At 45.0% G+C, this 14094-nt stretch carries 12 protein-coding genes and 1 pseudogene; all 13 read right to left on the bottom strand.

Annotated elements, in window-relative coordinates:
* Positions 1 to 66: 66 nt before the first annotated feature.
* Positions 67 to 2328: a glycoside hydrolase domain-containing protein gene (locus NBH03_RS09620; protein ID WP_007884642.1), complete on the bottom strand. Its 2262-nt coding sequence runs from the start codon at positions 2326 to 2328 to the stop codon at positions 67 to 69.
* 170 nt (positions 2329 to 2498) lie between these two features.
* The gene (locus NBH03_RS09615; protein WP_006426969.1) at positions 2499 to 4190 is read right to left on the bottom strand and encodes a lysozyme family protein; all 1692 of its coding nucleotides are present in this window, start codon (positions 4188 to 4190) and stop codon (positions 2499 to 2501) included.
* Positions 4191 to 4219: 29 nt separating this feature from the next.
* The gene (locus tag NBH03_RS09610; RefSeq protein ID WP_006426970.1) at positions 4220 to 4570 is read right to left on the bottom strand and encodes a hypothetical protein; all 351 of its coding nucleotides are present in this window, start codon (positions 4568 to 4570) and stop codon (positions 4220 to 4222) included.
* Positions 4570 to 6900 carry a VirB4-like conjugal transfer ATPase, CD1110 family gene (locus NBH03_RS09605; protein ID WP_199596345.1) on the bottom strand — a complete coding sequence of 777 codons (2331 nt, stop codon included), beginning with the start codon at positions 6898 to 6900 and terminating at the stop codon, positions 4570 to 4572. Before NBH03_RS09605 ends, NBH03_RS09610 begins: the two co-directional genes overlap by 1 nt.
* On the bottom strand, positions 6893 to 7333 hold the full coding sequence (locus tag NBH03_RS09600; protein ID WP_007884640.1) for a PrgI family protein: 441 nt from the start codon (positions 7331 to 7333) through the stop codon (positions 6893 to 6895). The genes NBH03_RS09605 and NBH03_RS09600 overlap by 8 nt, the downstream gene beginning before the upstream one ends.
* Before the next feature lie 3 nt (positions 7334 to 7336).
* Positions 7337 to 7768, bottom strand: coding sequence for a DUF4313 domain-containing protein (locus tag NBH03_RS09595; protein ID WP_007884639.1), 432 nt, complete (start codon positions 7766 to 7768; stop codon positions 7337 to 7339).
* Positions 7769 to 7772: 4 nt separating this feature from the next.
* On the bottom strand, positions 7773 to 8615 hold the full coding sequence (locus NBH03_RS09590; RefSeq protein ID WP_172590441.1) for a VirB6/TrbL-like conjugal transfer protein, CD1112 family: 843 nt from the start codon (positions 8613 to 8615) through the stop codon (positions 7773 to 7775).
* An 87-nt stretch (positions 8616 to 8702) separates the two neighbouring features.
* Positions 8703 to 9020 (bottom strand): glutamyl-tRNA amidotransferase, encoded by a 318-nt coding sequence (locus NBH03_RS09585; protein WP_044927371.1) that lies wholly within the window; start codon positions 9018 to 9020, stop codon positions 8703 to 8705.
* Positions 9021 to 9107: 87 nt separating this feature from the next.
* A pseudogene (locus NBH03_RS09580) lies at positions 9108 to 9935 on the bottom strand (VirD4-like conjugal transfer protein, CD1115 family); the annotation flags it as partial.
* Positions 9936 to 9976: 41 nt separating this feature from the next.
* Positions 9977 to 10135, bottom strand: coding sequence for a transposon-encoded TnpW family protein (locus NBH03_RS09575; protein WP_002596227.1), 159 nt, complete (start codon positions 10133 to 10135; stop codon positions 9977 to 9979).
* 142 nt (positions 10136 to 10277) lie between these two features.
* On the bottom strand, positions 10278 to 12149 hold the full coding sequence (locus tag NBH03_RS09570; protein WP_117844093.1) for an AAA family ATPase: 1872 nt from the start codon (positions 12147 to 12149) through the stop codon (positions 10278 to 10280).
* Positions 12146 to 13642: a MobQ family relaxase gene (gene mobQ, locus NBH03_RS09565; protein ID WP_097770908.1), complete on the bottom strand. Its 1497-nt coding sequence runs from the start codon at positions 13640 to 13642 to the stop codon at positions 12146 to 12148. Before mobQ ends, NBH03_RS09570 begins: the two co-directional genes overlap by 4 nt.
* Complete coding sequence (locus NBH03_RS09560) at positions 13608 to 13967, bottom strand: DUF3847 domain-containing protein (RefSeq protein ID WP_097770909.1); 360 nt, start codon at positions 13965 to 13967, stop codon at positions 13608 to 13610. The genes mobQ and NBH03_RS09560 overlap by 35 nt, the downstream gene beginning before the upstream one ends.
* Positions 13968 to 14094: the final 127 nt, after the last annotated feature.

Raw genomic sequence — 14094 nt, 5'->3', positions numbered from 1 at the left:
CTTTTGCCAGAGGTCCTCTTTATAAAATCGAACCTCTGGCCATTGTCTCTTTTATTCTTTTACAATTTACAGCGCTTGAATCAACAAACCAAAAACAGTACCTGCTCCAGCTGAAAATAAAGCAATAATTGACGGAATTGCATTTACAACTAATGCACCCGCAAGAACTAATATTACGGCTCCTGCCAGTATATTACTATGCTCTTTTGTGAATTCTACAACATTAAATTCAAGACCACTATTAGAATTTAATGTCATTGTAAAAATCAAAGCAACCGATATTGTCCACTCTTTTTCCTCTTCTGGCAGCAAATCTGATGTACTAAATACAATGGAAAACTCTACACTATTGGCAAAAACATTATTTATTTCAAAAGCAATATTACCAGATTTAACCGATAAAGCAATTTTTTCTATCGTATTTCCAAAGTTATCTGCTCCCTCTATACCTGTATCTGATAAATTTGATGAAATCTCCATAATTTGATTTTTGCAAGTTTGTGTCAATTCTCCATCATTTCCTATATCCACTTTTATATTATAAATTTTACCAGTTGAACTTTCAAGCGATGTGGATATTTTAGTAGAAATATCAATTGCTCCTTGAGGACTCATCATTGTTCCCAGTGAAATTTCCTTATCATACTCCACACCCACATCCATAATTTTATTCAGATAACCAAGCGGCTCCATTACATTATAGACATATTGATTTCGTGCTATTTTTACCTTTGCCCGAAGATTTTCTTGCGCTATTTCCTCATCTGTTTTTGTCGATACGGCATCGAACTTTTTAAATCCAGTATCTCTCCCTGAATATGCATCTTTATCCAGTGGGAACGAAGGTGATGAAGAAAATGAGTTCAACTCACAAAATTGATCAAATGCCCAGTTCTTCGGCATCGAATATCCCAAATTACAGCTAAATCCAGTTGACATATCTGCCACAAATGATTTACTTGCCAATCCTGCTTCATAAACTTTAGTACATACATATCTTGGTGCATAAATGCCGACTTTATAATTTTTATCATTTGTCGAACTGAAAAAGATCATGTGAATCTGTTCAAAATAAGGTATAATAAATGTATCAATCTGATATGAATAACAATCAAAATCCACTGCAAAGTATATAGTCGTTCCACTTGGTATACCGATTCTCTCGGCTGCTAAAATTGCTGTCTGTGCATCAACACTTCCCTGGGACGGATCCTTAAAATAGTTTAATTCATATCCTCCATCCTGATATATCGGGAATACCGATAATCCTGCATTTTCAATGTTTTTCACTTCTGTTGATGTCAAATATTTCGGTGTATGTTCTTTTCCAACAGAACCTGTCAGATAACGTCCTACATGAGTATACCCTGCATTTTTTATATCTAATGCCTGTTGTTTATTTAATACTGTTGCACAGTCACACGCTTTTGCTGCCCTGTTTGTATCGCCTTTACTCGTAAGCAATGATTTCATAGTAGAAACATTTACTTTTCCTTTTGTTACAAGTCCAATTCCTGTCAGACCATAAAACTCCTGAAATTCTGACACCTTTGACTCTGTAGTCGAATCAAACACGCCATCGAATCTTCCCGGATTATATCCGTTAAAATATAGTCCGTATTGAGCAATCTTATTAAATGGAACATATTTCGTCGAGTTCTGTCCGTTCTGTAATGTACCCGGAAACGCATTTGTTGTTGCATCGCCAAAATTAACTGAATTCAAATCTGTAATTAATTCAGTTGTAACTCCTTCAGCCGCCTGCAATGCACCAACTAAAGACAAAATTGTCTGTCTTGAGGCAATTCCATCACAAGGTCCAACACCAATAACATCTGACCAGTCACTATTTAATTGCTGTTGAATAAGAACAATATTGGAATCCCCACCAGAAACCTTTGTAAACCAGTTTAGGGATAACAATCCAGACCAAACTTTCCAATCAATTTTGCCCGTAACTTCCAGTCCTGCATTTTCCTGCATCTTTTTAACTGCATTTACTCCTGATGTATAATAAATTCCAGTAATTCCTCCAGCAGCATATCCTTTGCAAAACAGAGCACACTGAATCAAGCATACATTAACCTGCGGAGTATCATTCGGATCCATTTTTGTAATAATGGCTAACTTCTTCATGGTATTAATAGTAAGTGGTCCAACCGTTCCTGTAATCGTTGAGATTCCATTCTGAATCTGAAATGCACGAATGATTCCCTGCATCACGGCTGTTCCGGTCTTTCCATCTTCATCCAGTTTTACCCAATCCTTATGTCCACCAAACATCGCATTTAAATATTTTTGTGCTGCTTTTACATTCTGATCACTCATATTCACTACCTCCTAATTCAAGTCAATTATAAAGATTTCTAACTCTTTATATGTCTATCACTAAAAGTTACAATAACAATTTATCAATCAACTGTGCCTATTTTGTGACTATTTTCCAAAGGATTCATTAACTCCCTTATAAAATCCTTAACAAATTATGAAAGAAACCATCAATTTATCACCCCATATCCCATTATAGAACTGTAATCTACTGCATAATTTCTCTGCCGTACCTGATCACTGGAATTTCCCTCAATCGTGTAAACTCTTCCACCTTCACACTTTTCTACTATTCCTACATGATCCGATGTTCCATCATGATCCCAGTCAAAAAAGATGATCATTCCAGCTGTCGGAGTTGTTCCGCCACTCTGCCACTTATTCTTTCCCTGAAACCAGGACACTCCATCACTGCACAATGAGAATTTAGGAACATTCCCACTTGCAATCAGACCGCTCTGATCCGCACACCAGCTTACAAAACAGGCACACCATTCTACCCGACTGTCAAATCCGTACCAGCTCCAGAACTTCTGACCGCCACTGTTTCCAAGCTGCCCCATTGCAACCGACACAATCTGCTGATTACCAAACAAACCAGCAAACAGGCTGCCACCGGAATAATACCGCATCACATGGGGAACGTATTGGGGATCTCCGTAACTGCTCCATCCATGCGAAGCTGCCTGTTCCTGTGAAAACTGCAATGCATTGGCTTCTGTATAACCGCCTCTTTGCAATGCCCATCCTATGTAGCCATTTCCATAGTTATATCCCTGCCATGCAAGTTTCAGCTTGTCCAGATCCTGTGGACTGCTGCATCCTGCCTGTCTGATACAGTCTGCAAAGGTCTGTACTCCAACCTCTATCGAATAATCCGGATCAGTAATAGAACCAGGAGTGTGTGGGAATCTTGTATTATATGGACTTTCCGAACACTGCATCGGGTCTGTTCCCCTGCCTCCAGATTCCTGCATCATGATGGCCTGTATCGCAGACACATATTCCGGAATGCCGTATTGGGATGCATACTGCTGTATCACAGAAGTATACGCAAGCACTTCTTCACTTAGGGATTCGGAGCTTTCCGAATTACTGCTGAAAGCTGCTCCTGCAATGATTCCCACAATCAGAATAAATACCAGAAGAAATGCACTACCTCCGGCAGCAATCCATTTTCCCATTTTTTCAAGAGCTACTACCCCTTTTTGAATCGCTGCTGTAATTCCCTGTACGGATAACTTTGAACCCTTTCCAGTTACCTGAAGGACTGCTTTTCCACTTTCTGCCGATGCCTGTGCTGACTTTCTTGCCATCTGGGCTGCTCTTGCTTTCTGCATCGCCTGAAGACTTTTTTCCATCTGCTGTTTCTGCATGGATGCCTGTGTCTTTATTTTTTCTTGAGACAGACCGGATACTTTTACCACTCTCGGTGCTGCTTTCACCTGCCGTTTACCATTCTCCTTGGCAAGTGCTGCCTGCTCCGGTTTCAACTTGATTAATTTCTTTCCGCTTTCTGCCCCCTGCTCCATTGCTTCTTCGGCAGCTTTCGCTTCTTCCTGTCTGCTTTTTCTTTCCTTTATCTTCCTGTAGGTCACTCCAGCAAGTTTTTTTCCACCTTGATATGTGGTTTTCCCTATACTTTTTCCTGCCACACTCGCCGCTCTGTACTGTACGGATTCTATTTTTTCAGTTCCATACTGTGTTGGGGATTCTGACTGCCCACTGCTTTTTTCATGTAGTTCCCTTGGCTTTTCTTTTGCTTCCAGAACCGCTGAGCGAACCAGTTCTTTCGGAAGTCGGGCAGCCGGATTTCGAATCTTCGGATTCTTATCCCTTACCCGTTCCTTGATATCTTTCATCCGGTCACCCTCTTTCCGTATCTCTTATCTCATCGGGCAACATCCCGATGTTTCTTTTTTTCCTGCTGTTTCTGCAACTGCTCCACCTGTCTGATTGCCTCATTTACCAGTGGATGTTCGTTGTAATATGGCACAAGTTCCAAGTCTCCCCTGTCTTTTGATGACAACGGTAATGGATATTCCATGTCTGAATAAATTGATTCTGGATCATGAATAGAAAACTCAATAGCCGGACACATATTGGCAGATGTTCTACAATATTTCTGGTACTTTTTATATGCCTCTTCCAGCGTTCTGCATTTTGTATATTCTCCTAAATCATGGAACTCACCGCACTCTGCAGCATAAAAAGTTATCGTTACTTCTTCTTTTTTCTTCATTATGATTCTCCCGGTTTTGTTGTCATTAGTTTATAAAGGTCTGTATTCTTTGGGAACGTATTCTCAAATGGTACGATATTCCCAGAGCAACGGATTAGGCCACTGCCAACCGATACATTTGTAATATAGGACAGTTGGTTTTCGGAAATATTCAAAAGAGCTGCCAATTCTTCCCTGTCTGTACTTGCCTGATTCAAAAGAATCAAAAACTCACTGTTTGCCAACATCAGTCTTGCAGTGTCCGATTTCAGAAGTTCCTCAACATTTTGGGTTAAACCTGTCACGAATCCATTGTATTTTCTGATTCTCTTGTACAGTCGGTAGAAGAAATTTGCACTGTATTCATAGCGGAATAACAGATAGAACTCATCGGCAAATATCCATGTCGTTTTTCCTTCTTTCCAGTTCTGAATTACCCTGTTGAAAATACTGTCTAAGGTAACCAGCATTCCCAGTGGCATAAGCTGTTCCCCCAGTTCCCGGATATCATAATCCATGATCCTGTTCTTCTTATTCACATTGGTCGGCTGTGCAAAGGTGTTCAGGCTTCCATTGATAAAAAGTTCGGATGACAGTGCAAGTCCCCTTGCCTCTTCTTCCGGCTGTAACATCAACTGTCGGTACATATCTTTCAATGTCGGAACTTCTCCGGTATAACCACTTCGGATATAATCCCGGTACACATCTGCAGCACAGCGGTCCAGGATTGACTTTTCTTTTGCTGACAGGTTTCCTGCTCCAACCAACTGTTCAAATACAGACAGAATAAACTCCGATTTTTCAATCAGTGGATTCTTTTCATTGCCGTAGGCTGCGTCCATATCCATTGCATTCAGGTGATTGTCTGATGTCGCAGATACTTTTACAACCTGTCCACCCAGAGCCTCTACTAATTTTGTGAATTCGGACTCCGGATCAAGAATCAGGATATCGTCATCGGTACTCAATGCCAGATGCACAATCTCTTCTTTTGCCGAAAAGCTCTTTCCTGATCCACTGACGCCCAACCGGAAACTGTTTCCATTCATCAGTTTCTTCCGGTCGGCTACCAGAAGGTTCTTGCTGACTGCATTCTGCCCATAATAGATACCGCCCGGCTGCAGGATTTCCTGTGTATGGAACGGGATTAAAACAGCCGTTGATTCCGTTGTCAATGTACGCAGGGCATTGATCTTTCGCAGTCCGTAAGGAAGCACTGTATTGAGTCCGTCCACTTGCTGCCACTTTAATGTTGCCATCTGGCACAGATGCTTTCTTGCTATCGACAATAATAATTCCGTATCGGAATCCAACTGTTTTTTACTGTCTGCCAGATGTACCATTGTCAAAATTCCGAACATCATACGCTGGTCTCTGGTTGTCAGATCATCGAGCATTTCCTTGGTTTCTTTTCTCTGAAGTTCCATATCGTATGGTACGATTGCCGAGAAGTTATTATTAGCGTTCTGCCTTCTCTGCCAGTTGGTCACGTTGGTTTCCACACCAAGCAGTCGGTTCTGGATTTCCCTTACCGCTTCATCCGTAGGGACTGGCAGGATATCAATCGACAATATCAGATTCCGGCTGAAGTCACACAGTTCTGAAATCATGTCATCTTTAACATAACTTGCATAATCCTGCATATACAGGACTCTTCCGTACCTGTCACCGATTTTAAAATGGTCACGTTCAAATTCCATAGAATCCGGACACATCCAGTCCTTGAAACTTGTTCCCTTCTTGGCAAATTGTTTCAGATCAAACGGAAATGCCTGTGGGACATCTCCCTTGAAGAAGTCCCTGAAAATCTGGAGCCGGCTCTCTGCGTCCAGTCCTTCTGCTGTGGACGATAACTTTGCCAGATGTGTTACGATGTCTGTTCCGATACGTGCAAAATAGGTTCTTGCATCGTCAATCGATCTTTTATGTACACTGACAGTCAGATACCGTTCCTGATAGATGCTGTTGTTTGTTCCTGTAATCTTAGACAGGAGCATTTCGTTGTATTCTTCCCGATAGTGGTCCAGTCCATCTTCCTTCATTGGAAGCAGGATTGATTTTTCAAATTCTTCTTTATTGATTCTCCGGTTATTGATGGTAATTTTGGCAGAAATGCCGGAATCCAGTGAATTTAAGAGTTCGGAATAATCCAGAAACATTTCTGTCTTATTGTCCTTACTCGCAATATAATAGTTGATATCTGTAAAACGATATGTTTTTGAGAATTTCGTTCCCTGTTGAAAAATTCCATCCGGCCAGATTCGCTGGATGGGAATTGCCTGTTGGACTGATTTCGGAACTTTGAAGCGTTCCTTATCCATCCGAAGTGCCTGACTTAAGGTTTTAATCAAAGGCATCACTCCTTCCCTTGCGTTTCTTTCTCTGTTTTGCTTCTGCTCTTTGCTCCCGCTCTTTTATAATTTCCGCTCCATCCTTTTGATTCTTTTCTCCCAGCGAGATGGTCTCCTGCATGCAGGAGTAGTGGATATCTTCCGACTGAAACACCAGTTTCTTCGGATACAGCAATTCGGATTTGATCACTGCCCATAAAAACTGTTCGGCTGTCATACCATGATATTTGAAAAAGCCACAGGCAGCAAATGGAGTAGCACCAAGCACACACAGCCATCCGGTTATTTCCTGTCCGGTAATTTCACGCATTCCAAAGTAAATTCCGATTGCTGTAAGAATCGCAAGAACAGAACACACACATTGTCTCAGGTCCAGTCCCATAAACATGGATTCCTGATAGTCCCGGATTTCTTTATTCATCTTGACTTCCATAACTTATCGCTCCTTTCCTCTGCTTTGTTTCTTCGTTTTCTGTGGTTTTTCTTTCGGTACTTCTATCCCGGCAAATCTACAGTGTTCTGCAACGCCTTCCGGATCAAATTCCGCAAGTCTTGCTAGATCAAACGCTACCTTCTGATAGGTTGCATATCCTGATCTTCCTGTTTCATTCAACACTTTTCCTAGTTTATGTTCCTTGATAAAATGAAGCATATCCTTGGTAAAATCTCCTGTTATAAAAGCCTCATTTGGCTCTAAGAACTGATAGGGCAGATTAATGGTTACATCTCCAAAATCTTCCCATTCTCTCCCTTCCTTATGGCAGAGTCCTACATATAAATTTCCATTGTTCCGATAAGAGCTCACTCGTATTGCTACTGTCTCACGTCCAAATTCCCAGTTATATCTTAATGTTTTCTTTATATCCATATTTTTAACCTCCAAGTCCCATCATTTCTCTGACAATACGGTCAGATGCCTTAATTGCTCCAACCAGCACCAGTAAATTAAATACCAGTTCTCCGACATAGTTCCACACGATTGTAACTGCACTCAACTCCGTATCTCCGACAGCCGGAGGGCTTGCTGCATAAGCAGAAAAGATAATACATGCCAGTGCAATAATTGCCCCTTCCAGACATACGCCTACATAAGAACGGATAAAGTTCTTTCCAATGGACTGCGTGGGTTCTCCTGCAAATGAGGAAATCGGAATCGGGGCGATTGCCGTATACATATAGATTTTGAACATTCTGCCATACACTGTCAGGATCATTACAAATGACAATACAGTGATCAGCAGACTGCCAAGCAGTGTAACAATCCACAACGGAATGGATTCCAGCATTCCCACGCTCTCAATCTTATCTACAATCTCCGTTGGCAGTTCCGTCACGCTTCCTGCCATACTGGAGCCACTCATTACGGTTGTCACGATTCCCTGCACAATGGAAAACAGTGCCTGCATAAGTTCCATCCCGTATGTAATTGCTCCCTGAGCAAGTGCAAACCGGATAAATGCTTTTAGCACATGTTCCGGCTTTTTCAGATCTGTAAAACTGCCACACGTTTTAATGATTCCGGCTGCGAAAAATAATACCAGTAATCCATAAGCAATGGCTGTCAGTGCATCATTAATATTTACCATAATCCGCCAGATGCCGCCGCCCTTAAAAGTTGCCGGATTTTCGGTCAGCAGAGTCCACAGTTCTGCCATCTTTTCACTCCATGTGGATAGTGCTGAGTTTAGATTCTGTACAATCCAGTTATCACTCAAAAACTCTCACCTCCTTAAACATATTTTTGAATACAGGAGTACCTTCCGGCACTCCTGCTGTTTCCTGATATATTTTTTCAAAGAGGCTTACGCCATAATCAAATCGAGGATTTCTTTGGCGAACGTAATAATTACCCCTCCGGCCAGTGTCAGAAATCCATTTGCCCTCTGGCTTGGATCATGGCTTTTTAAAGACAGACCAACCTGCACAACACCAAATCCAAGCAAAATCAAACCGATCGCACGAATCAGAGAAAAAATAAAGGTAGACAGGTTATTGATAACGGACAACGGATCTCCGGCTGCGAATGCGGTCGTTGCTCCAACCGTTACGGTCAGTACCAGTGCCATATAAAGGCTCATCCACTTTTTCTGTTTTCTCCCCATCGGCATCGGGGTTATCATTTTTTCAGTTGTATTCTTTTTTGTTCTATTTTTTTCTCCTGTGAGAAGTTTCTTCAATACACATCACTCCAATCCATCAAAAAACTGCTATTCACCAAGGATGTCCTCGGTAGACAGCAGTTCGTAATCGTCTAATCTGTTAATGTCAATCTTTAGGTCGTCGTGAGCCAGTGGTGTTTTCGCATAATCATAAGGCGATGCACCACCGTCCTCTGTGTATCTGAAATTCACATGCTTTTTTAAATCATATTTATCGTCCATGATCGGACGCTCCCCACGAATAAACAAAATCGCTTTGCGGTTATCTAAAAGCCGTATTTCATCCGGTGTTAAAAGTTCCCTTCCTGTCTGCTGATAATTCACCGAATAGCTGCCGCTACGCCCTTTTGTCTGTCCGTAGGTATTGGTATCCAATGTCTCTTTTCCCAATAATTCCGAGACATACTTATGTCCTTCTTTTTCATTTCCACCCAGATATAAAAATTCATCGCAGTTGCCGATCAGACTCTCATACGAGTCTTTAAATAAGGCTTTCATCTGTGCAATGTTCTGGATGATGATACTGCAGGAAATCCCTCTGGAACGCATGGTTGCCAGAATCTTGTCAAAATCATCCGGCAAGGCTACGTTTGGCCATTCATCCATAATGCAGTGTACCGGAATCGGAAGCCTTCCTCCGTACTTCCGATCTGCCACATAATACAGTGTCTGAAACAGATTACTGTAAATCATGCCGACCAGATAATTCATGCTGGTGTCTGCATCCGGAATACAGCAAAACAGTGCTACTTTTTTCTCCCCAATACTGTATAAGTCCAGTTCGTCCGTACAGGTCAGGTTGGCGATTTGTTTCAGATTGAACGCTGCCAGACGGACACCAACCGATATCAAAATAGACTTTGCGGTCTTTCCAGAGACGAAAAGTCAAGGACTTTTTCATCAAATTCAAGAAGAAGTCACATTTTGCGGACTTCTTCACGGAGCATACGCTTGATTTTGTCCTCCATCGTCTCTTTTGCGGTCTCGCTGAAATGGACACGGACGATATAGGTGGTCTTGCCGATCTGCTTTCTGACAGTCGGGCAAGTGGCGGTGTTGGTTGCGGTATTGTTCATTCAAAATCCTCCTGTAAATGAAAAATGCCCGGTGACTGTTCATCATCGGGCGGTGTCGGTATGAGGGAACAAGGCAAGGCGGCAACATTAAGGTATCTATAAAAACCTTGCCGTCTTTGCCACGCTTGCCGTGTTCCTGTTGTCAGTCTCGGAGATAGCAGACCCATGCTGTGCCGTCTTTCTCGGTCACAAGTCTGTCCCCGATACGGCTCTTTGCCGTTCTCATGGTGCGTGAGGAAATCCCACGCTCATTGACTGCCTTTTCCAGCTCTGCACTCGGCATACGCTTTCCGTTTGCAAGCAATTCCAGAATGAGCATTTGCGCCTGTGCGGTCTTGCTCTCGGTCTTTGCGGTGTCTGTCCCGGCAAGAAGCTCGTCAGCGGTAATGTCATAAGCCCCTATCCACTCAAAGCCTTTCTCGTCTCCCAGAGAAAAGGCAAGGGACTGTCCGGGCGGCGCAAGGGAGCTTTTCTCATGGATAAGTACCCTTGTTGTGGGGCTGTCCTTCAGCTTGCCGATAAAGAGCAGACTGCGGACTGCCGCCGTAATGTCGATAGACCCTAATCCCCGGTAGGTGCTTTGCGTTCCTGCGGCTTTGTTGAGGTGTCCGATCAGCACGATAGCGCACCCGGTAGCCTGTGCAATGTCTCCCAGACTGCGGAATATCGGGCGCACCTCGTTTGCCCGGTTCATGTCCACATCTGCGCCCAGAAACGCCTGTACCGGGTCAATGATAACCAGCCTTGCGTTGTTTTCCCGGATTGCCCTTGCTATGCGCTCATCGGCAAGGGTCAGCGGTGTGTCCCTATCGTCAATGACAAGCACTCTTTCAAGGTCTGCTTCCGCTTCCATCAGCCGGGGCTTGACGGTATCGCCCAGACCGTCCTCTGCGGTCTGGTAGATGATATTGAAAGGCTCAATTGTCTCCATACCGGGCAAAGGCTTTCGGTTGGTGCAAGCCGCCGCAAGACGCATGGCAAAGTAGGTCTTGCCCTCGCCGGGGTTGCCCTGTATGATGGTCAGCTTTCCAAAGGGAATATACGGAAACCATAACCAATCCACGCTCGTAAGCTCCACATCTGCCATACGGAGCATTGGGACAGGCTGGGCGGTGGGCAGCTCTCGCAGCGTGATTGTCTCGGCTATGAATTTGCGGCTGGGAATGTCCCCTTGCTGACGGAGAACATCGTTCCAGTCTTTCCTTGCCGGGACAAGGCGAATGACGGCGATCTCGCCGGGAATGTCCTGTGCCAGTCGGGTACAGGCTTCGCTTCCTGCGGTGTCGCTGTCAAGGCAGAGGAACACTTTTCGGGTGTCCTTGCGTTCAGAAAGGAAACGGTCAAGGGCTTTGCCCGAAACGCCGCCCAGGGCAAGATAATTTCTTGTCTGCCAATCCTGCGGATAAAGGCAGATAAACGATAACAGGTCTATCGGTGCTTCAAAGACAAAGAGCTGGTTGCCGTTTCCCTCATAGCGGAACGGATAGGACTTGTCAGACCCGGTAATATCCTGTCTGAATGTGTCTGCCGTTCCTCGCACATGGGCGTATCTCGGTGTGCCGTTTCGGTCTCTGCCGACAAACACAACATTGTGCCGCTTTGCGTCCTCATAAATATCCCCGGAAAGAAGAAAAGCCTCAACAAGCGTTTTGTTGAGACCCCGGCTTTCGCAAAGATATTGAATTGCTCTGTCGGCTGTTCGGTTGTGCAAGGGCAAGTGGAACGCTGTGGGCGGTGTTGTGCTGGCTTCAGTCTGCCCCTCGCCGCTTTCGCCGGTCAGGAGCTGGACGGCTTCGGGAAAGGACTTGCCGTAAAATTCCATGACGAAATCAATGGGATAGCCGCCCTTGCTCTGGCTGTGGCGAAACCATTTGTTTCCCCGGACGGTCAGGCTGTCATGTTCTTTCCAGCGGTATTCTCGTCCGCTTTTGATAAGCGTCTCTCCCTGTGTACGGAGAAAATCTTCCAGACTGACGACATTTGCCCGGTCAATCTGCGCTTGGGTGTAATTCATCGGGATAGTTCCTCCTTTTTCTGTCGTGTTTGGGGTCGATTTTGGAGCTTTTGTTCCTCTGTGCGCTCGTTAAAACGGGCGGCAGTATCTACGCATGACTTGACCTTCCAAAGACGGTGTAAATCGTCTCTGACGGTCTTAAACTCGCCATAGGTGGTTTCGTGCGCCTGTTCCAGAGCGTCATACTCGTCGGACAGTTTTTTCATATCCACCTTGCCGTCCGGGAACTCCCCGGTCAGCTTTCGTCTGGCGGCGTAGAACTGTATCAATTCCGCTTCATGCTCTGCCTTGTACTTGGCTCTGGGTTTCTCAAACTTGATTTTCTGCAAGCCGTCATAGACAGGCTTCAATCTCTGGAAAGCAGCAGAGCTGTCATAGAGCTGCTTAATTGCTTTCATTCGGGCGGTCTGTTCGTCCAGCGTTTTCTTCAAGCTCTCTGTGGCAGCACTGTGTTCGCTGACACGGCTTTCCAAATCTTCAAGGGAGTAAATGCCGTTTGCCCGGAGATAATTGAAAGTCTCGTTCATCTCTTTTAGGTTGCTGACCTTGCCTTTCTGCGAATATGCCCCGGCTCTGCGCTGGGTGTAATAGGCGTTCAGCAGAGAAACAAGGTCGGGTGCCTGCGGCTTGGCAAGCTCCGCTTTTGCTTCGGCAATCCAATCAAACAGGAGAGCGATTTTCTTCTTAATGTCCCGGATAACGGCATTGGTGGCTTTGATCCAGCGGTTGAACTCGCCTTTCTCGGTGCGTATGCCTTTCTTCTCCATTGCCCGGACGGTTGCGCCTTCATGGATAGTGGGAAGTAAATCCACGCCTTGCCGTTCATAGCTGCGGTGGTCGATACGAACATCAATACCTTTTTCCGCAAACTTGGCATTGCACATCTCCGCCCATGCTTCACGCCAATGTTCCAGCGTTTCGGGACTGCCCCAGTCGGTAGTGGGAACGGCGTTGAAAACAAACTCTCCGTTCTGGTCCCGGATACGGTTGCCGTCCTCGTCCAGCTCATACACCCGGCGTTGCTTTAGTCCCCATTTGCCGTTCTGCTCGATGGGGCGGATAGGGCAAAGCACATGAAAATGCGGGTTTGGTATGCCGCCGTCCTCCCGGTCTGGCTGGTGTACGGCGAAGTCAACCACCATGCCACGGCTCACAAAGTTCTCCAACAAAAATTGCCTTGCAAGAGCGATGTTTTCCTCAAGGGAAAATTCATTCTGCAAGGCAATGTCAAAGCTGTATGCAAGCTGGGCGTTCTTTCCACGCTCGGCTTTTTCCACGGCGTTCCATAGGGTCTGGCGGTCTGCGTATTCTGGCGGTGCATGGGACGGCAGGAGAATGTCGGAGCAGATCACGCCGCCCTTGCGGGTGTAGTCGCTGTATTCGCCGTAATACTCGCTATACAATCGCTCCCCGGCACGGTAGGCGGCAGAAGCAATAGCGGACTGTCCTGCGCTTCGCTTAGTCTGCGTGACGCTCAGATGAAATAGTGCCATCGGCTTTCAACTCCTTTTCTCTGTTCGCTTGGTTGGTGTGAGTAATCGCCATGTGACGGACGGCTCGCTGGACTTCGGACAGGGAAAAGATGTGTTCCATCAGCTCCGTCATTTCGGCACGGTTGAGATCTTTGACCTCCGGGGCAAGGCTCTCAATCGTGCCGCCCAGATTGCAAAGACGATGGGTGCGCTTTTGTCTCTCGCCTTTCTCCAGATACTTCTTTCTGTTCTCCAGACGCTCCAGCTTGTGCTGTTCCTGTGCAAGCTGTGTCTCGACCTGTTCCTTTTCGGCTCGGAGCTGTTCAAGGTTTTTCGGTTTTGCCATTTTTCGTGACCTCCTTTTTTGAAAATGGGGATAAAAAAAGACCGTCAACTTTTCGCAGATTGCGACCAGTCAACGGTCAGTTTTTCGGTATTCAGTTGTTGTGTTCAGTTCGGTAAATTGAAGTTGG

The organism is Coprococcus intestinalis, from assembly GCF_023656595.1.
Classification (GTDB): domain Bacteria; phylum Bacillota; class Clostridia; order Lachnospirales; family Lachnospiraceae; genus Coprococcus_A; species Coprococcus_A intestinihominis.
Note: the sequence above shows the minus strand (reverse complement) of the source record. Positions and strands in the feature narration are given on the sequence as shown.

Bases quoted from the DNA above. Each gene is read 5' to 3' on its own strand.
- NBH03_RS09600 (WP_007884640.1), bottom strand. From the start codon at position 7,333: ATGGAAGTCAAGATGAATAAAGAAATCCGGGACTATCAGGAATCCATG.
- NBH03_RS09560 (WP_097770909.1), bottom strand. From the start codon at position 13,967: ATGGCAAAACCGAAAAACCTTGAACAGCTCCGAGCCGAAAAGGAACAG.
- NBH03_RS09595 (WP_007884639.1), bottom strand. From the start codon at position 7,768: ATGGATATAAAGAAAACATTAAGATATAACTGGGAATTTGGACGTGAG.
- mobQ (WP_097770908.1), bottom strand. From the start codon at position 13,642: ATGGCACTATTTCATCTGAGCGTCACGCAGACTAAGCGAAGCGCAGGA.
- NBH03_RS09570 (WP_117844093.1), bottom strand. From the start codon at position 12,149: ATGAATTACACCCAAGCGCAGATTGACCGGGCAAATGTCGTCAGTCTG.
- NBH03_RS09575 (WP_002596227.1), bottom strand. From the start codon at position 10,135: ATGAACAATACCGCAACCAACACCGCCACTTGCCCGACTGTCAGAAAG.
- NBH03_RS09610 (WP_006426970.1), bottom strand. From the start codon at position 4,570: ATGAAGAAAAAAGAAGAAGTAACGATAACTTTTTATGCTGCAGAGTGC.
- NBH03_RS09585 (WP_044927371.1), bottom strand. From the start codon at position 9,020: ATGATAACCCCGATGCCGATGGGGAGAAAACAGAAAAAGTGGATGAGC.
- NBH03_RS09615 (WP_006426969.1), bottom strand. From the start codon at position 4,190: ATGAAAGATATCAAGGAACGGGTAAGGGATAAGAATCCGAAGATTCGA.
- NBH03_RS09620 (WP_007884642.1), bottom strand. From the start codon at position 2,328: ATGAGTGATCAGAATGTAAAAGCAGCACAAAAATATTTAAATGCGATG.